At 41.4% G+C, this 21350-nt stretch carries 14 protein-coding genes and 1 tRNA gene; 13 read left to right on the forward strand and 2 right to left on the reverse strand.

The features are described from left to right. Positions 1 to 146 precede the first annotated feature (146 nt). On the reverse strand, positions 147 to 1277 hold the full coding sequence (locus I6F50_RS19230) for a CsgG/HfaB family protein (protein ID WP_165740251.1): 1131 nt from the start codon (positions 1275 to 1277) through the stop codon (positions 147 to 149). A gap of 136 nt (positions 1278 to 1413) precedes the next feature. After that, on the reverse strand, positions 1414 to 5394 hold the full coding sequence (locus I6F50_RS19235; RefSeq protein WP_197177040.1) for a two-component regulator propeller domain-containing protein: 3981 nt from the start codon (positions 5392 to 5394) through the stop codon (positions 1414 to 1416). 164 nt (positions 5395 to 5558) lie between these two features. Between I6F50_RS19235 and I6F50_RS19240 the strand changes: the two genes are divergently transcribed. From I6F50_RS19240 to I6F50_RS19300, 13 genes are all read left to right on the forward strand, one after another. Further along, positions 5559 to 5635, forward strand: a tRNA-Trp gene (locus I6F50_RS19240). Between the two features lie 132 nt (positions 5636 to 5767). Then, the gene (gene secE / locus I6F50_RS19245) at positions 5768 to 6145 is read left to right on the forward strand and encodes a preprotein translocase subunit SecE (protein ID WP_002958877.1); all 378 of its coding nucleotides are present in this window, start codon (positions 5768 to 5770) and stop codon (positions 6143 to 6145) included. A gap of 4 nt (positions 6146 to 6149) precedes the next feature. Then, positions 6150 to 6713 carry a transcription termination/antitermination protein NusG gene (gene nusG, locus I6F50_RS19250; RefSeq protein ID WP_007580122.1) on the forward strand — a complete coding sequence of 188 codons (564 nt, stop codon included), beginning with the start codon at positions 6150 to 6152 and terminating at the stop codon, positions 6711 to 6713. 213 nt (positions 6714 to 6926) lie between these two features. Further along, on the forward strand, positions 6927 to 7355 hold the full coding sequence (gene rplK / locus I6F50_RS19255) for a 50S ribosomal protein L11 (protein WP_002958879.1): 429 nt from the start codon (positions 6927 to 6929) through the stop codon (positions 7353 to 7355). Positions 7356 to 7358: 3 nt separating this feature from the next. Further along, positions 7359 to 8063: a 50S ribosomal protein L1 gene (gene rplA / locus I6F50_RS19260; RefSeq protein ID WP_165728276.1), complete on the forward strand. Its 705-nt coding sequence runs from the start codon at positions 7359 to 7361 to the stop codon at positions 8061 to 8063. 322 nt (positions 8064 to 8385) lie between these two features. Further along, positions 8386 to 8880 (forward strand): 50S ribosomal protein L10, encoded by a 495-nt coding sequence (rplJ, locus tag I6F50_RS19265; RefSeq protein ID WP_002958881.1) that lies wholly within the window; start codon positions 8386 to 8388, stop codon positions 8878 to 8880. A gap of 76 nt (positions 8881 to 8956) precedes the next feature. After that, positions 8957 to 9319: a 50S ribosomal protein L7/L12 gene (rplL, locus tag I6F50_RS19270; RefSeq protein ID WP_002958882.1), complete on the forward strand. Its 363-nt coding sequence runs from the start codon at positions 8957 to 8959 to the stop codon at positions 9317 to 9319. Positions 9320 to 9590: 271 nt separating this feature from the next. Further along, entirely contained in the window at positions 9591 to 13616 is a 4026-nt protein-coding gene (rpoB, locus tag I6F50_RS19275; RefSeq protein WP_165740515.1) for a DNA-directed RNA polymerase subunit beta, read from the forward strand. A gap of 104 nt (positions 13617 to 13720) precedes the next feature. Then, complete coding sequence (gene rpoC / locus I6F50_RS19280) at positions 13721 to 17896, forward strand: DNA-directed RNA polymerase subunit beta' (protein ID WP_165740514.1); 4176 nt, start codon at positions 13721 to 13723, stop codon at positions 17894 to 17896. Between the two features lie 194 nt (positions 17897 to 18090). After that, the gene (rpsL, locus tag I6F50_RS19285) at positions 18091 to 18465 is read left to right on the forward strand and encodes a 30S ribosomal protein S12 (protein WP_008165517.1); all 375 of its coding nucleotides are present in this window, start codon (positions 18091 to 18093) and stop codon (positions 18463 to 18465) included. A gap of 97 nt (positions 18466 to 18562) precedes the next feature. Then, positions 18563 to 19033 (forward strand): 30S ribosomal protein S7, encoded by a 471-nt coding sequence (gene rpsG, locus I6F50_RS19290; RefSeq protein ID WP_010392135.1) that lies wholly within the window; start codon positions 18563 to 18565, stop codon positions 19031 to 19033. 27 nt (positions 19034 to 19060) lie between these two features. Continuing rightward, positions 19061 to 21175 (forward strand): elongation factor G, encoded by a 2115-nt coding sequence (fusA, locus tag I6F50_RS19295; RefSeq protein WP_165728275.1) that lies wholly within the window; start codon positions 19061 to 19063, stop codon positions 21173 to 21175. Positions 21176 to 21237: 62 nt separating this feature from the next. Then, positions 21238 to 21350: GTP-binding protein (locus tag I6F50_RS19300; RefSeq protein ID WP_138558991.1), on the forward strand; the 113-nt coding region annotated here is incomplete at its 3' end.

Consider the following 21350-nt stretch of genomic DNA (forward strand, 5'->3'; position numbering starts at 1 on the left):
GAAATCGAAAGATTGAGTCATGTGTCACTCCTGTTTTCTTAATAATACTGAAATGACACAGATTTCTAAACACTACCTGTTAAAGGTGCTAACTAAATAGTGAGTACTTGGGTAGCTCTTTTTATTAGCTACCCAAGTCAAAGCCATTAATTAAACTTAAACATGTTGCTTATACTTTCGAGGCTTGATTTGTTCGTTTTAGCAATACAACCACTATCATCAAGTGATTTTTTAGTTGTTTCATCAGCTAAACCCGTTACCTTTAGTTTTTTGTCTTGCTGGTACTCACGAAGTGCGATAACTGTTTTACGATCGTACTCAACATCCTGTGTTTCAAATTCTTCGTAATCAGGCTGGTTTCTTAGGTAACCCAAACATACCAAGCTTAGGCGCGACATTGCTAAATCCATCTTTTCATAATGTGGCATTCTATGAGTGGGTACATCGACTGTTACAGCGCTCTTGCTGGCTGTTTTTGCTTGTACAGCTGCCGGTGGCGGCGCAGTGTAACCCGATGCTAAAGTGTTATTACTGTTATAGCGATAGTAAGTATCTGGAATTTTAGTTTCTAAAAACTCAACCGCTTTAATAATAACTTCACGAAGGGCTTTTTCTTTAGGGGTATCAGACCATCCACTAATATTACCGCCAACAAGTGCGCCACCAAAGTTGGTTGCGGCTCCAGTAAAGTCAAAATCTTTACTGCCACCTTCAACACTTGTTGCAGCTAAAATGCGTGATGTGCGTGTATCTATTAGACGAAGATCAATCGCCATATGCGAGCCTGAGAAACCAGCGGATACAGAGCTAAATACATCACCCATAAAGCCGCCACTGCCAACACTTGCACCAGAGCTATCGTCATCAAATTCAGTTACCGCTGCAATAACGACTATTTCAGCGCCTTCAATCTCACCATAAGCGGCACCCGATGATGCACTAACGCGACCTGAGGCTGCTAGGTCTTGTTCTGATAAAACAGCATCAAGCGCTTGGCGCTCTAAAACAATAAAGCGATTTGTTGATACAAGTGCCGTAGTTAATTGATCAGCCATACCGTCGCCTATTTCTTTACGCCACCATTTTGAGTTGTTTGATTTGTCGGTAAAGCGTGCAACAGCAATACGAGCTTTAGGCCCATTGTATTGTTCTTGGGCGACAGTGTTTATGTCTGGTGAATTTTGACCTGACGTAACATTTGTGGAGGTGCTTTGACAAGCGCTAAGAGTGGCAGTTAATAGTGCCGTTAATAATAGTTTTTGTGGTGCTTTTAACATATGACTGTCCTTAATTAATATGCTCAAGGGAAATGCAGTGCATTTCCTTTAATATTTAAATTCATGTTAATTTAGTTAAATCAGTAGGTTAATAATAGTACTGGTGCGAAATGTTTAGTCACACAGGCGAAATTTATCAGGATTGTTCGCGAAACTGTTTTGGGGACATATTATATTTTGCTTTAAAGCACCGGGCAAAGTAGCTTTGTGAATTAAAGCCAACTTGCTGTGCTACTAGACCAATTGCAAGCTCACTATTTTTTAAAAGCTCTTGTGCAAATTCTAAACGAATATTTCGAATGTAATCGCTTGGTGTTAGGTTGTACAAGGCTTTCATTTTTAATTGTAAAGCGCGAGGGCTAAGGTAGAGCGCTGCTGCAAATTCTTCTACGCTAAATGCTTCGTCTTGGTAATGCTCTTTTACTGTCGTTTTTACACGCTCGGTAAATACATAATCTTTACTTTGCGCCATTTGTGGGTCGAGCTGGGTTGTTTGTGATAAAGCAGGTAGTTGTTGTTTTAAATGTTGATTAAGTACTTCTCTAATCGTTAATAACCCTTGAACGCGGCTGAGTAACAGCTGCGGCTCAAAAGGTTTACTCAAATAGTCATCAGCAAGTAAGTCTAGGCCCTTTAATTTACTATGCGTATCTGCCTTTGCTGAAAGTAATAACACCGGAATATGGCTAATAGCCGTGTCGCTGCGCAGTGCTTTAATAAACTGATAGCCATCCATAACAGGCATCATTACATCACTTATTACCAAGTCAGGTATTTCGTTTTTACATAAAGCTAAACCTAGCTCTCCGTTAGCTGCACTTATACACGTGAAGCTACTAATAAATAGTGACGTTATTAAATCACGCATTTCATCGTTGTCTTCAATAATAAGAATCTTATTACTTTTTACTGCACATAAATTATTGTTTTTAGACACAGCAAGAGCAGTGAGGTTAGAGGTTTCGTCTGTTTGAGTTGTTGGGAGTGAAACAGTAAAACAACTTCCTTTGTTTAATTCACTTTTAAGTTCAATAGTTCCTCCATATTGCTCAACTAGCTGCTTCACCAGCGCTAAGCCAATACCGCTACCACTTTGATTACTCGTATCTATGCGTGTAAATCGTTGAAAAACGGTCTCAAGGTGCTCTTTATCTATACCAACACCAGTATCTGAGACTGTGATGATTAATGTTTGTTTTTGAGTTAATAGCTGAAGTAATACTTTGCCAGTGTTTGGAGTGTATTTTTGTGCGTTACTCAATAAGTTACTGATAATAGAAATTGTATGATTTAGCTCTAATTTAATGGGAATAGTTTTTTGTGTTAAATCTTCAAACTTGAACGTAATATTTTTTTGTTTAAATAAAGGGGTGAAATCTTCAATTAATTGTTCAACTACCGGCTTTATAGCATAGGGTGTGACGTGTTTCACTGCTGTGCTTGGGCGCTGGCTGAGCTGTAAAAGTTGGTTTATTTGATCCAATAGCTTATAGCTATTACGTTGAATCATCGCTAGTTTTTGTTGGGTGTCTGAATCCTTATGGCTTTTTTGTAAACTCTCAAGTGGCGCTAATATTAAGCTCAATGGTGTTTTAAGTTCATGGCTAACATTATCTAATAGTTGGGTTTTTAAGTTGCTAAGTTCTTTCTCTTTTAAGTTTGCTTGCTCTGCAACGTTAGCTCTATACCTTGCTGTTATAATTAACCACATTATAAATAATACGATAATGATGTAAGTTACATAGGCAACATTGTTCTTCCACCAAGGTGGAGTAACTTTAAGCGCAACCATTGTTTTATCATCACTCCATTGACCGTATTGATCTTTAACTTTTACAATAAAGTGATAGCTTCCAGCGGGAAGTTGAGAATAACTAACTTGCCTCTGGTTTTTGTTTGCGTATAAAAACTGCTTATCTAACCCAGCTAACTTGTAAGCATATTGGTATTGAGAAGGGGGCTCTGCACTGTTTAAAGCAGAAAATTTAAAGCCGATAACACCATCTTCTTCTTTAAAAAAGAGTCTGTCTGTATAGCTTATAAGCTTAGCCGTTTGGGTCTTGTTTTTTATATATTGCTGTGTCCCGACTGACTGGTTAAAAATAAGTAAGTCTGTAATAACGGGTTCTGGGGGTTGAGTTGCTAGAGTCAGCTTTAACGGATCAAATTGATTAAAACCGTTAATACCACCAAAAAATAGCTCGCCGTCATCGGCTTGAAAAGCGGCACCTAAAATAAAAGAATGATGCTGTATACCGTTTGCGGGTAAAAAATGCTGCATTTGTTGGGTTTGAGGAGCGTAACGGGTTAGGCCTTGGTTGCTGCTTAGCCACAAGTAACCGCTGCTATCTTGTTTAATTGCAAAAATATTATCGTTAAGTAAGCCATCAAACTCTGTAATGTTTATTACTTTGTTTGTTTGGATATTTAACTTATTGAGCCCGCCAAAAGTACCTACCCATAAAGTGTTTTTATCTTGTAAATGCAAGGATGTAACCATGTCATGCGTTAAACTATTAGGCTTTTTAAGATCGCTTTGGTAATGGGTGAATGTTTCATCATGTAAAGAAAGTTTATTTAACCCTGCGCGGGTTCCTGCCCATATAGCGTTGTTGTCGCTGTCATAAGTAATACTAAAAACAGTATTATTTGAGATACTATTTTTATCTGCGGTGTATTTAAAATTTGTAACCTGTAAAGTATCGGGATTAAATCGCGTTAAGCCTTCGTTACTGCCCAGCCATAAATTACCACTTAGATCACCTTCGATTGCATAAATACGGTTACTACTGAGTTGATGGCTTTGCACAGTAAAAGCCGAAAAGTTATCATTAATTGGGTTGTAAAGCAGTAAACCACCTCCGTATGTGCCTATCCATACGCGTTTATTGGCATCTTCATAAAGACTAAATATATTGTTATTAGTTAAGCCTATATCTTGATTTTTATCTGTTTCATAGCGTTTAAATCCTGTGTCAGTTTGTTTGTTAAGTCCGTCGCGCGTACCCACCCAAAGTAAGTTGTTACTGTCTTTGAGTATTGCTCTTACAAAGTCATTCGAGATAGAAGCTGGGTTATTGCTTTGATGTTTTTGATGACCAAACTGAGCCTGCCTTTTATCATAGCGATGTAATCCATAGCCGTCTGTACCAATCCAAATAATGCCTTGAGGGTCTTGGTAAAGTGATAATAGGTGATCGTTAGCTAAGCCATGTTTTAAATCTGGAGAGTGAGTAAGTTGACGAAACTCGCTACTTAGTAAATTATCTGTAGCTTGGTAATAAAGACCATGACCATAAGTGCTTACCCATAATTTTTTTTCATCATCAAAAAGTATATCTGTGACCCAAACATTTTTGAGTTGCTCAAAGTTATAAAATGCGAGTGTGTTTGAGTCAAAAACACTTAGACCAGTCTTACCTCCTATAATAAATTTGCCGTTTGTTACTTTTTTTAATTGCCAGAGCTGTTCAGGGCTATTAGATATATGTTCGAACCGATGTGTTTGTGTATCGAACTTAATCAGCCCGATACTACTTGCTAACCAAAGGTTTTTTTGATCATCAAAAAGCACATCCTTAAAAACAACATTTAAGTGATTCGTGCCCTGATAAGAAAATAATTCGGTAGTACCTGTGTATGTATCTAAACGAGTAAGTTGCCCTTTATCGTGACCAATCCAAATGATTTGTGGCGAATTAGAAGAAATTGATGAAATACGTTCATTTGTAATAGGAGGAGCTGAGTACTGGTTAAAAACACTAAAACTTCCTGTTTCAGTATTTAATAAGTTAAGTCCATTACTTGTTGTCGCAAACCAAATGTGGCCGTTTCCTAAATTCAGGCAGTCCGTAATCCAATTTCCCGAAATACTAGGTTGTGAAGGATTGAATTTATAGTGCTTAAATTCATACCCATCAAATCGGTTTAAGCCACCTTGGGTAGCAAACCAATGAAACCCTTTTTCATCAGTGGTACTGCAGGTAATTGAATTTTGTGATAAACCTTGTTCATTTGTATATGTATCTAAGTACAATGGCAGGGCATAAGAACTAATATGAAATAATAATAAAAAGCTAATAATTTTATATCTTATGATTGTTTTTATTGCTTTCACAGACTTCCCATCTAATTGTGAGTCCCTATAATTTGGACAATCATAAACTGCTTTTTAATCAATGTTAAGATTGATTTTTTAATGCAATGCCGAGATTTTCCAATGTGGGTATCTTTTAGGCTTGTGTTAATGGACTGCGTAAGTATAATAGGCATCCACTTTGCAGGGGCGTAGTTCCAATTGGTAGAACAGCGGTCTCCAAAACCGATGGTTGGGAGTTCGAATCTCTCCGCCCCTGCCAGTTTTACTTGTGGTTTGAGTAGTCTGAGATTAAAAACCGGTTTAAATTAAGTCTGTTTTTAAGTTTAGATTTTAATGGATTAACCTTACCGTAGTGTAGGGTTGTTGTGTCTGTAGTTAAGGTAATAATATTATGAGCACGAATGTAGAAACACCATCAAGTGCGATGGAGTCAGTAAAGTGGTTAGTAGCAATCGCGCTACTTGCAGGCGCAGTTGTTGGTAATCACATGTATGCAGATCAATCTGTACTACTACGTGCTATCGGCGTTGTTGTTGCAATAGCGGCCGGATTAGCAATTGCCTCGCAAACATTTAAGGGACGTAACTTTCTTGCTTTCGCTAAAGAAGCTCGAATTGAAGTACGCAAAGTTATTTGGCCAACGCGCCAAGAAACTACCCACACGACATTAATTGTAATGGTTGCAACAGTGATTATGGCACTTATCCTTTGGGGATTAGATGGCATTTTATTCCGCGCTGTAGGCTTTTTAACTGGATTGGAGATCTGATCCCATGTCGGATGAGAACGAGAACAAAGAAATTAAGTTACGTTGGTATGTAGTACAAGCCTTTTCTGGTTACGAAAAGCGTGTAGCTCAAACGTTAACTGAACACATTAAAATCGAAGGTCTTGAATCGAGCTTTGGTGAGATACTAGTACCAACTGAAGAAGTTGTTGAGATGCGCGCTGGCCAAAAGCGTAAATCTGAGCGTAAATTCTTTCCAGGTTATGTATTAGTACAAATGGATATGAATGACGCAAGCTGGCACTTAGTGAACAGCACTGAACGTGTAATGGGCTTTATTGGTGGAACGTCTGATCGTCCTGCTCCAATAACTCCTAAAGAAGCAGAACGCATTCTTAATCGCCTTCAAGAAAATGCTGAAGCACCTAAACCTGCTACATTATTTGAACCAGGTGAAGTTGTTCGCGTTACAGACGGACCATTTGCAGATTTCAGTGGTGTAGTTGAAGAAGTTGACTACGAAAAGAGCCGCGTAAAAGTATCTGTACTTATTTTTGGTCGTTCTACGCCAGTTGAGCTTGAATTCGGTCAAGTTGAGCAAGATAAGTAATTGATTAAAAAAGCTTCGCTAATTTTTATTTAAATTTTGGCATGAAGCTTGAAAAAGGCCGCTGATTAACTTATAATCAGCGGCCTTTTTGTATTAAGGTAAAATTTATTTTTACTGTGCAAAAAGTACGAAACCAATTTTTAAACTGGGAAGCCGTTAGAGTACGCGTCCTCGCGCGCACAAGGCTGAGACCCACCAAATGAGGTATTTATAATGGCTAAAAAAGTTGAAGCTCTAATCAAGCTACAAGTTGCCGCTGGTATGGCTAATCCTAGTCCTCCAGTAGGTCCTGCACTAGGTCAACACGGTGTAAACATCATGGAATTCTGTAAAGCGTTTAACGCACGTACAGAGTCTATCGAAAAAGGCGCTCCAGTTCCTGTAGTGATCTCTGTTTACGGTGACCGTTCATTTACGTTCGACATGAAAACGCCACCTGCTGCTTACTTACTTAAGAAAGCTGCTGGTATCAAGTCAGGCTCAGGCCGTCCTAACACTGATAAAGTAGGCACAGTAACTCGTGCTCAACTTGAAGAAATTGTTGAGACAAAACGAACTGACCTTACAGCTGCCGATATGGACGCAGCGGTTCGCACTATCGCAGGTTCTGCGCGTGCGATGGGCTTGAACGTAGAGGACTAAGAAATGGCTAAATTAACTAAACGTATGCGTACTATCCGCGAAAAAGTGGAAGTAACAAAAGATTACGAAATCAATGAAGCAGTTGCTCTTTTAAAAGAGTTAGCGACAGCTAAATTCGTAGAAAGTGTTGACGTTGCCGTTAACCTTGGTATCGATGCTCGTAAATCTGATCAAAACGTTCGTGGTGCTACTGTACTACCTAACGGTACTGGTCGTGACGTTCGTGTTGCTGTATTCACACAAGGCGCTAATGCAGAAGCTGCAAAAGAAGCCGGTGCTGAATTAGTAGGCATGGAAGATCTTGCTGAACTAGTTAAAAAAGGCGAGATGAACTTTGACGTTGTTGTTGCATCACCAGACGCTATGCGTGTTGTTGGTCAACTAGGTCAAATCTTAGGCCCACGTGGTCTAATGCCAAACCCTAAAACTGGTACTGTAACGCCTAACGTTGCAGAAGCAGTTAAAAATGCTAAAGCAGGTCAAGTACGTTACCGTAATGACAAAAATGGCATCATCCATACTACTATTGGTAAGGTTGATTTCACTGCAGAGCAATTACAACAAAACCTTGAGTCTCTAATTGTTGCGCTTAAGAAGGCTAAACCTTCTCAAGCTAAAGGTGTTTACTTGAAGAAAGTAACTATCTCTACAACAATGGGCGCAGGTGTTTCTGTTGACCAAGGCACTTTAAGCACAACTGTAGCTTAATTAGTGTTTACATGGCGTGAAATTTGTACTATAATTTCGCGCCATTTTGTTGATTAATTTATTAATTGGCAAAGTAAAGAATTCGGGTTGAAGTCCATAATTTCGTTAAGCCTTCGGGGTTAACGATAAATTGGGCTTCCGTCCAAGACCGTAGGTGGCTTCGGCCTTAATATTCACCTACGTAGACGGTGTAGACCCCAGATAGATTTTTCCTAATCCTTCTGGCTCTCGCCGTAAAAAGCATCTCTACCTTGTTTGGTAGGGAAGAGTAGAACAGGGGAATCCGATAATCGGTATCCCCATTAAACCAGGAGTAACACCCATGGCTTTAAATCTTCAAGGCAAAAAAGCAATAGTTGCTGAAGTCAACGAAGCAGCCAATGGTGCTCTATCTGCAGTTGTTGCAGATTCTCGTGGTGTAACAGTTGGCGCAATCACTGCCCTTCGTAAAGAAGCTCGTGCAAATGGTGTTTGGATGAAAGTTGTCCGTAACACTTTAGCAAAACGTGCTCTTGAAGGAACAGATTTTGAGTGTCTTTCTGATTCATTTGTTGGTCCAAGCTTAATCGCTTTCTCATCAGAGCACCCAGGTGCTGCTGCGCGTATCTTTTCAGATTTCGCGAAAAAGAATGAGAAATTCGAGCTTAAAACGGCCGCTTTTGAAGGAAATGTTGTTGATGCAGCAATGCTTGCTACATTACCTACATACGACGAAGCTGTTGCACGCTTAATGAGTGCTATGAAAGAAGCGTCTGCTGGCAAATTGTGTAAAACAATTGAAGCAGTACGTGTACAGAAAGAAGAGCAAGCTGCTTAATTTTAAGCTGTTTAATCTCACTTTCGGTGTAAAATTTATTTGGACGTAATGTCCGTTAATTATTAGGAAATTTGTAATGTCTGTATCTAAAGACCAAATCCTTGACGCAATTGCTGAAATGTCAGTAATGGACGTTGTTGCTCTTATCGAAGCAATGGAAGAAAAATTCGGCGTAACTGCTGCAGCTGCAATGGTAGCTGGTCCAGCTGCTGAAGCTGCTGAAGAGAAAACAGAATTTGACGTAATCCTTACTGGCGCTGGCGCTAACAAGGTTTCTGCAATCAAAGCTGTTCGTAGCGCAACTGGCCTTGGCCTTAAAGAAGCGAAAGCTCTTGTTGAAGCTGCTCCTACACCTGTTAAAGAAGGTGTATCTAAAGAAGAAGCTGAAGCACTTGCAAAAGATCTTACTGAAGCTGGTGCTGAAGTTGAGGTTAAGTAATTTAGCTTTTGCTAAGTTCGCTGCCTGAGAAATCAGGCAAGGGCTGGTGATTATTTAATCACCGGCCTTTTTGCGCTATAGAGTGATGCACTCTTTTAGTTCAAATAAAATCTGATTTTTTCTTTACTTTCAACGCTTTATAGTTTGCTAGTGTTAAAGTGGGATCTAATTAGAACAACAGTTAAATGTTGTAAAATCTTGGCATAGCTGCCAGTTAAGTCTGTTCTTACAAGAACAGGTCGGGTCAAAGATCAGCAAGCTGAGGAACCCCATGGCTTACTCTTATTCTGAAAAGAAACGTATCCGTAAGGATTTTGGTAAACGTCCACAAGTTTTGGATATACCTTTTTTACTGTCTACACAGTTAGAATCGTTTAAAAAATTCTTAGTGCCGGACGCTGATGGCGATCATGGTTTGGAAGCTGCCTTCCGTTCTGTGTTCCCTATTAAAAGCTACTCGGGAAATTCTGAGCTTCAATACGTAAGTTACCGTATTGGTGAGCCAGTTTTCGATGTAAAAGAATGTCAAATTCGCGGTGTGACTTATTCTGCTCCACTTCGCGTGAAACTGCGTCTTGTTGTTATGGACAAAGAAGCACCAGGCACAGTTAAAGACATTAAAGAGCAAGAAGTTTACATGGGCGAAATTCCGCTCATGACAGATACCGGTACTTTTGTAATCAATGGTACAGAGCGTGTTATCGTTTCTCAGCTACACCGTAGCCCTGGTGTATTCTTTGATAACGACCGCGGTAAAACCCATTCATCGGGTAAAGTATTATATAACGCACGCGTTATACCTTACCGTGGTTCATGGTTAGACTTCGAATTTGATGCAAAAGATAACTTATATGTACGTATTGACCGCCGTCGTAAATTACCGGCGTCTATCATCCTACGTGCACTAGATTATTCTAGCGAACAAATCCTAGATATGTTCTTCGATAACACTACGTTTGAAGTAACGAACGGTAAAGTTCTTATGGAACTTGTACCTTCGCGTTTACGTGGTGAAACTGCCGCTTTTGATATCAAGAGCGAAGACGGTGAAGTATTTGTTGAAAGCGGTCGTCGTGTTACGGCTCGCCACATCAAGAGCATCGAGAAGAAAGGCATTAAGCAATTAGAAGTACCACATGAGTACATCATTGGCCGTATTGTAGCTAAAAACTATGTTGATGAGTCAACTGGTGAAGTTATTGCAAATGCAAATGACGAGCTAACTCTAGAGCTAATGGCTGAATTGGTTAAAGCCGGTTACACTAAAATTGATACGTTATATATCAATGAAGTGGACAGCGGTGCTTACATGTCAAATACTTTGAACATTGACTCTGCAAGCAGCCGTTTAGAAGCACTAGTAGAAATTTACCGCATGATGCGCCCAGGCGAGCCACCGACGAAAGACGCGGCTGAAGCCTTATTCCAGAACTTGTTCTTCTCTGAAGAACGTTATGACTTATCTACTGTAGGTCGTATGAAGTTCAATAGCCGTGTTGGTTACGATACAGACACAGGCCCTGGTACATTAAGCAAAGAAGACATCGTGTCTGTTATGAAAGTATTAATTGCTATTCGTAACGGTCAAGGCGATGTTGATGATATCGATCACTTAGGCAACCGTCGTATACGTAGTGTTGGCGAAATGGCTGAGAACCAATTCCGTGTTGGTCTAGTACGTGTTGAACGTGCTGTACGTGAGCGTTTAAGCTTAGGTGACCTTGACGCGATAATGCCACAAGATCTTATTAACGCTAAGCCTATTTCGGCAGCGGTTAAAGAGTTCTTCGGCTCGTCTCAGTTATCACAGTTTATGGACCAAAATAACCCACTATCAGAAGTTACGCATAAACGTCGTATCTCTGCATTAGGTCCGGGCGGTCTAACTCGTGAACGTGCAGGCTTTGAAGTACGTGACGTTCACGTAACTCACTATGGTCGCGTATGTCCAATCGAGACTCCTGAGGGTCCAAACATCGGTCTAATTAACTCATTGTCTACGTACGCACGTACAAATGACTACGGTTTCTTAGAAACACCTTACCGCAAAGTGGTAGACGGTGTTGTAACTGATGAAGTTGATTATTTATCAGCCATTGAAGAAGGTCAGTTTGTTATCGCACAGGCGAATTCAAACTTAACTGAAACCAATGAGTTTGTTGATGAACTTATCCCATGTCGTCACAAAGGTGAATCTACCTTTATGGGTCGCATGGACCAGCAGTATATGGATGTATCACCACAACAGGTGATCTCTGTAGCGGCAGCACTTATCCCGTTCCTAGAACACGATGATGCTAACCGTGCATTGATGGGTTCAAACATGCAACGTCAAGCAGTACCAACATTGAAAGCGGATAAGCCGTTAGTAGGTACTGGTATTGAGTTAACACTAGCGAAAGACTCTGGTGTAACCATCGTTGCTAAACGTGGTGGTGAAGTAATGTATGCTGACGCAAGTCGCATCGTTGTAAATGTACATGAAGAAGAACGCATCCCTGGTGAAGCGGGCATCGACATCTACAACTTAACCAAATACACACGTTCAAACCAAAATACATGTATTAACCAAAAACCAACTTGTATGGTTGGCGAACCGGTTACTCGTGGTGACGTGTTAGCAGATGGTCCTTCGACTGACTTAGGTGATTTAGCCCTTGGTCAAAACCTTCGCGTGGCATTCATGCCATGGAACGGTTATAACTTCGAAGATTCAATCTTGTTATCTGAGCGCGTAGTTGAAGAAGATCGTCTAACGACTATCCATATTCAAGAGCTACAGTGTGTTGCCCGTGATACTAAATTAGGTCCAGAAGAGATCACAGCAGATATCCCGAACGTGGGTGAATCTGCACTAGGCAAGCTTGATGAATCAGGCGTTGTATATATTGGTGCTGAAGTTAAAGGCGGCGATATCCTAGTAGGTAAAGTGACTCCTAAAGGCGAAACACAGCTTACACCTGAAGAGAAGCTACTGCGTGCTATCTTCGGCGAAAAAGCGTCTGACGTTAAAGACAGCTCTTTACGTGTACCAAATTCTGTAACTGGTACTGTAATTGACGTGCAAGTTTTCACCCGTGATGGTGTTGAAAAAGATAAACGCGCGTTAGAAGTTGAAGACATGCAGCTTCGCGAAGCGAAGAAAGACTTCAACGAAGAGTTCCGTATTTTAGAAGCAGGCGTTTTAGACCGTGCACGTAAGCTACTTATAGCTGCTGGTTTTGATGAAGATAAACTTGCATCTCTAAATGCTGAAAAAGTACTTACGCAAAGTCTTGCTGAAGAAGACAAGCAAGCTGAGCTTGAGCAACTAGCTGCACAATACGATGAGCTTAAAGCTGAATACGATAAGAAGTTTGAAAACAAACGTCGTAAAATTACCCAAGGTGATGACTTAGCACCAGGCGTACTTAAGATTGTTAAAGTATACCTAGCTGTTAAACGTCGTATCCAACCGGGTGATAAAATGGCGGGTCGTCATGGTAACAAAGGTGTTATCTCGACTATCGTACCAGTAGAAGATATGCCTTACGATGACAAAGGTCGTACGGTAGATATCGTATTGAATCCACTAGGTGTACCATCACGTATGAACATCGGTCAGATCCTTGAAACACATATGGGTCTTGCTGCACGTGGTATCGGTGAACGTATTGAAGAGATGATGAAAGAACAACGTGAGCTTCATGAGCTACGTGACTTCATCAAGCAAGCATACGAAATTGGCGAATCTCGCCAAGTTGTAGATATTGCTAGCTTCACTGATGACGAAATTCGTCGTCTAGCTGAAAACTTAAAAGGTGGTTTACCAATAGCTACTCCTGCATTTGATGGCGCGAAAGAAAGCGAAATCAAAGACATGCTTGAGCTTGCGGGCTATCCTCGTAGTGGTCAGGTTACACTTTATGATGGCCGTACTGGCGATCAGTTTGAACGTCAAGTAACTGTTGGTTACATGTACATGCTTAAATTGAATCACTTAGTTGATGATAAAATGCATGCACGTTCTACTGGTTCTTACAGCCTTGTTACTCAGCAGCCGCTGGGTGGTAAAGCCCAGTTCGGTGGCCAGCGTTTTGGTGAGATGGAAGTATGGGCACTTGAAGCTTACGGTGCTGCTTACACTCTACAAGAAATGCTAACAGTGAAATCGGATGACGTGAACGGTCGTACTAAGATGTATAAAAACATCGTTGATGGTAACCATAAAATGGAACCAGGTATGCCAGAATCGTTCAACGTATTGTTGAAAGAAATCCGCTCACTGGGTATCAACATCGAGTTGGAAGAAAATTAAGCCAATTAGATGCTGCAGTTAACGCTGCAGCATCTGTTACGGCTGAATAGAATGTAGGGACGAAATTATCCGTCCTCAAGATTAACTCCGACAGGAGAGCTAAGGTGAAAGACTTACTTAAGTTTCTGAAGCAACAAAATAAGACCGAAGAATTCGATGCAATTCGCATTGGTCTTGCTTCACCAGACATGGTTCGTTCATGGTCATTCGGTGAAGTAAAGAAACCTGAGACTATTAACTACCGTACTTTCAAGCCTGAGCGCGATGGCTTATTCTGTGCCCGTATTTTCGGCCCAGTGAAAGATTATGAGTGTTTATGTGGTAAATATAAACGCCTTAAACACCGTGGTGTGATCTGTGAAAAGTGTGGCGTTGAAGTAACACTCACTAAAGTGCGACGCGATCGTATGGGTCATATCGACCTTGCGAGCCCAGTTGCACATATATGGTTTTTAAAATCATTACCGTCACGTATTGGCTTAATGCTAGATATGACGCTTCGTGATATTGAACGTGTTCTTTACTTCGAATCATTCGTAGTAACTGAGCCTGGTATGACAACGCTTGAGCGTGGTCAGCTATTAGGTGAAGAAGAATACTTAGATTCACTAGAAGAGCATGGTGATGAATTTGAAGCTAAGATGGGTGCTGAAGCAGTTTTAGACTTGCTTCGTGAACTTGATCTTGCTCAATTAATTGCTGAGATGCGTGAAGAGTTACCAACAATTAACTCTGAAACTAAGCGTAAAAAAATCACTAAACGTCTTAAGTTAATGGAATCGTTCCACCAATCAGGTAATAACCCTGAGTGGATGATCATGACAGTACTTCCAGTATTGCCACCTGATCTACGCCCATTAGTACCATTAGACGGTGGTCGTTTTGCGACATCTGATCTAAATGACCTTTACCGTCGTGTTATTAACCGTAATAACCGTCTTAAACGTCTACTAGATTTAGCAGCACCAGACATTATTGTACGCAACGAAAAACGTATGTTACAAGAAGCGGTAGATGCGCTACTTGATAACGGTCGTCGTGGTCGTGCAATTACAGGTTCTAACAAACGTCCTCTTAAATCTCTTGCTGATATGATCAAGGGTAAGCAAGGTCGTTTCCGTCAGAATCTACTTGGTAAGCGTGTAGATTATTCAGGCCGTTCTGTAATCACAGTTGGTCCTACACTTAAGCTTCACCAATGTGGTCTTCCTAAGAAGATGGCACTAGAGCTATTCAAACCATTCATCTATGGCAAACTAGAACGTCGCGGCATGGCTACGACAATCAAAGCTGCTAAGAAGATGGTTGAACGTGAAGTTCCGGAAGTATGGGATGTACTTGACGAAGTAATTCGTGAACATCCAGTATTACTTAACCGTGCACCAACACTTCACCGTTTGGGTATCCAAGCGTTTGAGCCTGTGCTTATCGAAGGTAAAGCAATTCATTTGCATCCATTAGTATGTGCGGCGTACAACGCCGATTTCGATGGTGACCAAATGGCGGTACACGTACCGTTAACAATCGAAGCGCAGCTTGAAGCTCGTGCATTGATGATGTCAACAAACAACATTCTATCTCCTGCGAATGGTGAGCCAATCATCGTTCCTTCACAGGATGTTGTATTGGGTCTTTATTACATGACTCGTGACCGCATTAACGCTAAAGGCGAAGGCGCGATATTTAAAGATCCAAAAGAAGCAGAAAAAGCATACCGCAGTGGCAATGCAGACCTTCACGCAATCGTGAAAGTACGTATTAGTCAATCAGTTAAAAACGAAGACGGCGTAGTAGAAGACACTATCACTGTTATCGATACAACTGTTGGTCGTGCAATTCTGTCTCTAATTTTACCTAAAGGCATGCCGTTTGCGTCAATCAACCAGCCGCTAGGTAAAAAGCAGATTTCTGGCTTATTGAATGAGTGTTACCGTCGTTTAGGTCTTAAAGATACAGTTATCTTTGCTGACCAAGTTATGTACACCGGTTTCCATTATGCAATGAAGTCAGGTGTTTCTATCGGTATTGATGACTTAGTTATCCCACCGGTTAAAGCACAGATAATTGAATCAGCTGAAGCTGAAGTTACTGAAATCAACCAACAATTCCAATCAGGTCTTGTAACGGCTGGTGAAAAGTACAACAAAGTTATCGATATCTGGTCACGTGTAAACGAAAACTTATCACGTGAGATGATGTCTAACTTGTCGAAAGACACAGTTATCAATGCACAAGGTGAAGAAGTAGAGCAACCGTCATTTAACTCAGTGTTTATGATGGCCGACTCAGGTGCTCGTGGTAGTGCTGCACAGATTCGTCAGTTGGCGGGTATGCGTGGTCTAATGGCACGTCCAGATGGTTCAATCATCGAGACGCCAATCACAGCTAACTTCCGTGAAGGTCTAAACGTACTTCAGTACTTCATCTCAACGCATGGTGCGCGTAAAGGTCTTGCCGATACAGCACTTAAAACAGCAAACTCGGGTTACCTAACGCGTCGTCTAGTAGACGTTGCACAAGATTTGGTAATCAATGAAGATGACTGTGGTACAGAAGATGGCTTAACAATGAAACCGCTTATTGAAGGTGGTGATGTTGTAGAACCACTTCGTGAACGTGTTCTAGGTCGTGTTGTTGCTGAAGATATTGTAATTCCAGGTACTAATACAGTACTTGTTGAACGTAATATCATGCTAGACGAAAAACTGTGTGACCTTTTAGAAGAGCACTCAGTAGATGAAGTTCGTGTACGTTCTGTTATCACGTGTGATAATGACTTTGGTGTTTGTGCTAACTGTTACGGTCGTGACCTAGCACGTGGTCATATCATCAACGCTGGTGAATCAGTGGGTGTTATCGCGGCACAGTCAATCGGTGAGCCAGGTACACAGTTAACAATGCGTACCTTCCACATCGGTGGTGCGGCATCTAGAGCATCTGCAGAAAATAATGTACAAGTTAAAACTAACGGTACATTAAAACTTCATAACTCTAAGTACGTACTTAACACAGACGGTAAGATTGTTATTACTTCTCGTTCTACGGAAATTACTATCATTGATAGTCATGGTCGTGAGAAAGAGCGCTATAAAGTACCTTACGGTGCGGTATTAACAGTGCAAGACAATACGGAAGTTCAAGGTAACGACATCGTTGCTACTTGGGACCCGCATAGTCACCCAATCGTTCTTGAGCATAAGTCAAAAGTATCGTTCAGCGATATCGATGATTCAAATACTGAAGCACAGACTGATGAACTAACTGGTTTAACCCGTGTAGTTGTAAAAGATCTTGCTAAAGTAAATACGAAAGAACCAAAGCTTATCATCGAAAGTGAAGAGCGCGGTCTGCAAGAAACACGTCTTCCTTCATTCACGACGATTGAAGTTATTGACGGCGTTACAGCAAACCCAGGTGACGTGTTAGCACGTATTCCGCAAGAAGGTTCGAAAACTCGTGATATCACGGGTGGTCTACCACGCGTAGCCGACTTATTTGAAGCTCGTAAGCCAAAAGAACCAGCTATATTAGCTGAGATCACAGGTACTATTAGCTTCGGTAAAGAGACTAAAGGTAAGAAGCGTTTAGTTATTACTCCAGCTGAAGGTGATCATTACGAAGAAATGATTCCTAAGTGGCGTCAACTTAACGTGTTTGAAGGTGAGCAAGTGTCTAAAGGTGAAGTTATCGCCGATGGTCCTGAATCACCGCATGACATCTTACGCCTACGTGGTGTGACTCATGTTGCTAACTACATCGTTAACGAAGTGCAAGAGGTTTACCGTTTGCAAGGCGTTAAGATCAATGACAAGCACATTGAAACAATTATCCGTCAGATGATTCGTAAATGTACCATCATACACAGCGGTGATACTGACTTCTTAGCCGGTGAACAAATCGAAGTGGCGCGCGTTAATATCGCAAACCGTGACCTTGAAAAACAAGGTAAGATACCAGCTAAGTATGAAATCCAGTTAATGGGTATCACAAAAGCATCACTAGCAACAGAATCTTTCATCTCTGCAGCGTCTTTCCAAGAGACAACACGTGTTCTTACAGATGCGGCAGTGAATGGTAAGAGCGATGAGCTTCGCGGTCTTAAAGAAAACGTAATTGTGGGTCGTTTGATCCCAGCCGGTACCGGTTTTGCGTATCATCAAGAACGTATGGCTCGCCGTAAACAAAGCAAAGTAGTAGTAGAAGAGCAAACAGTAAGTGCAGAAGAGGCAACTCAAGCACTTACAGACGCTCTAAATGCTGATTTGTCTGGAAATCAATAAACTGTTCTTAATCAATAGATTAAGTGATCGTGAGGCAGTTATATGCTGTCTTACGGTTAGTTTAGGTTGACAGGTTAAACTTTGCTCATTAAAATTCCGCCACCCATTTACTTGTGTGCTCAATGCAGGCTCGTAAATAAAGGGCGGATTTTTTATTTTTTTCAGTAGTAATTTTAATTTCAGGAGCTATTTAAATGGCAACTATTAACCAGCTAGTGCGTAAGCCACGCCGTAGCAAGGTTACGAAAAGTAACTCAGCTGCACTAAAAGCGTGTCCGCAAAAGCGCGGTGTATGTACTCGCGTATATACAACTACACCTAAGAAACCTAACTCGGCGTTACGTAAAGTAGCACGTGTACGTTTAACTAACGGTTTCGAAGTAACTTCATACATTGGCGGTGAAGGTCATAACCTTCAAGAGCATAGTGTAATCCTAATCCGTGGTGGTCGTGTTAAAGATTTACCAGGTGTGCGTTTTCACACTGTTCGTGGTGCACTTGACTGTGCAGGCGTTAGCGATCGTCGTCAAGCTCGTTCTAAATACGGTACAAAACGCCCTAAAGGCTAATTGTATTCCGTTAGTAAGGCCAAGCACTAAATATATATAATTATTGTTTTGGGTGATTGACTCGAAAGAGCAAACCTGAATAAACCGGAGATACAAAATGCCTAGAAGACGCGTAATCGGTCAACGTAAAATTCTTCCAGATCCTAAGTTCGGATCGGAACTTCTTGCTAAATTCGTTAACATCGTAATGTTAGACGGCAAGAAATCTACTGCTGAAAAAATTGTTTATGGTGCGCTAGACGTGGCTGCTGAGAAATCAGGCAAGTCGCACCTAGAAATCTTTGAAACTGCACTTGATAACATCCGCCCACAGGTAGAAGTTAAATCTCGCCGTGTTGGTGGTTCAACTTATCAAGTACCAGTTGAAGTACGTCCAGTTCGTCGTAACGCATTAGGTATGCGTTGGTTAGTAGACGCTGCACGTAAGCGTGGCGAAAAATCTATGGGCTTACGTTTAGCTCAAGAAATCGTTGACGCTGCTGACAACAAAGGCACTGCGGTTAAGAAACGTGAAGACGTTCACCGTATGGCTGAAGCGAATAAAGCATTCGCTCATTACCGTTGGTAATCTGTCTTTAACCTTTAAGAGGATCATATGGCACGTACAACTCCACTTGAGCGCTATCGTAATATAGGTATTGTTGCTCACGTAGATGCAGGCAAAACCACCACAACAGAACGTGTTCTGTTCTACACAGGTCTTTCTCATAAGATCGGTGAAGTACATGATGGCGCTGCAACTATGGATTGGATGGAGCAGGAACAAGAGCGTGGTATCACAATCACTTCTGCTGCAACAACGTGTTTTTGGAAAGGGATGGACGCTCAATTTGACGCCCATCGTATCAATATTATTGATACTCCAGGACACGTAGATTTCACTATCGAAGTAGAGCGTTCTTTACGTGTACTCGATGGTGCGGTAGTTGTTCTTTGTGCTTCATCTGGTGTACAGCCGCAAACTGAGACAGTTTGGCGTCAAGCGAACAAATACGAAGTTCCGAGAATGATCTTCGTAAATAAAATGGATCGCACGGGCGCTGACTTCTTAGCAGTGGTTAGCCAGGTGAAATCTCGTCTTGGAGCAACGCCTGTTCCAATTCAGTTGCCTGTAGGCGCTGAGGACGACTTTAAAGGTGTTATTGACCTCATAAAAATGAAAATGATTAACTGGAACGAAGCGGACCAGGGTATGACTTTTTCATATGAGGCAATACCGGCAGAACTTCTGGAATTAGCTGAAGAATGGCGCTCTCATTTAGTTGAAAGCGCTGCTGAAGCAACAGAAGAACTAATGGATAAATACTTAGAAGGTGAAGAGTTAAGTGAAGCAGAAATTAAAAATGCTTTACGCCAACGAACATTAGCTAATGAGATTGTTCCAGTTACTTGTGGTAGCGCATTTAAAAACAAAGGCGTTCAAGCTGTGCTTGATGGAGTTGTTGAGTATATGCCGTCGCCAGAGCAAGTGAAACAAATCCAAGGTATCTTAGAAAATGGTACTGAGGAAGAACGTCCTGCTAATGATAAAGCGCCGTTTGCTGCACTCGCATTTAAGATTGCTACAGACCCGTTCGTTGGGACCTTGACCTTTTTCCGTGTTTACTCTGGTACTGTTAAACAGGGTGACACGGTATATAATCCAGTAAAAAGTAAGCGTGAGCGACTTGGCCGTATCGTACAGATGCATTCAAACTCTCGTGAAGAGATCAAAGAAGTTTTCGCAGGCGACATCGCGGCAGCTATTGGTCTTAAAGACGTAACAACAGGTGAAACACTGTGTGATCCGAATTCTATTATTACGCTTGAGCGTATGGAATTCCCTGAACCAGTAATCTCTATTGCGGTTGAGCCTCGCACTATAGCTGACCAAGATAAGATGGGTATCGCGCTAGGTAAACTAGCTGCTGAAGACCCTTCTTTTCGCGTACAAACTGACGAAGAATCAGGCCAGGTTATAATCTCTGGCATGGGTGAGCTTCACCTAGATATCATCGTCGACCGTATGAAACGTGAATTCAGTGTTGAATGTAACGTTGGTAAGCCGCAGGTCTCATACCGAGAAGCTATTCGTTCAACTGTTAAGGTTGAAGGGAAGTTTATACGTCAGTCAGGTGGTCGTGGTCAATATGGTCACGTTTGGCTTAAACTTGAACCGATGGACATTACGGATGATGAGTCACCAATTTACGAGTTCGTTAACGAAACCGTAGGTGGGTCTGTTCCTAAAGAGTTCGTTCCTGCGGTAGACAAAGGTATCCAAGAGCAAATGTCTCAAGGTGTACTGGCAGGCTACCCATTACTTGGCGTTAAAGCGACTTTATATGATGGTTCATTCCATGATGTAGATTCGAATGAAATGGCATTTAAAATAGCAGGTTCACTGGCAATGAGAGATGGGGCGCGTAAAGCTGACCCTGTACTTTTAGAGCCAGTAATGAAGGTTGAAGTACTCACTCCTGATTCAAATATGGGTGATGTAGTTGGCGACTTAAATCGTCGCCGCGGCATAATCGAAGGCATGGAAGATGCATTAGGTGGACTTAAGCAAATTAATGCGCAAGTTCCTCTTTCTGAAATGTTTGGTTATGCGACTGCTTTACGATCTGCAACACAAGGCCGTGCCTCATACTCTATGGAGTTTGTGAAGTACGCTGAAGCCTCGAAAAACGTTGCAGATACAATAATTTCAGCTCGCGCTGTTATATAATTTTAGCTTGTCTGGCTCAATAGTGAGTCAGGCTTTAATTTCTTTATTAGGAATTTTTTAAGATGGCAAAAGAAAAGTTTGAACGCGTAAAACCGCATGTAAACGTTGGTACAATCGGCCACGTTGACCACGGTAAAACTACACTAACTGCAGCAATCACTAACGTACTTGCAAA

It is taken from the genome of Pseudoalteromonas sp. NZS127_1, assembly GCF_015864295.1.
Taxonomy (GTDB): Bacteria; Pseudomonadota; Gammaproteobacteria; order Enterobacterales; family Alteromonadaceae; genus Pseudoalteromonas; species Pseudoalteromonas arctica.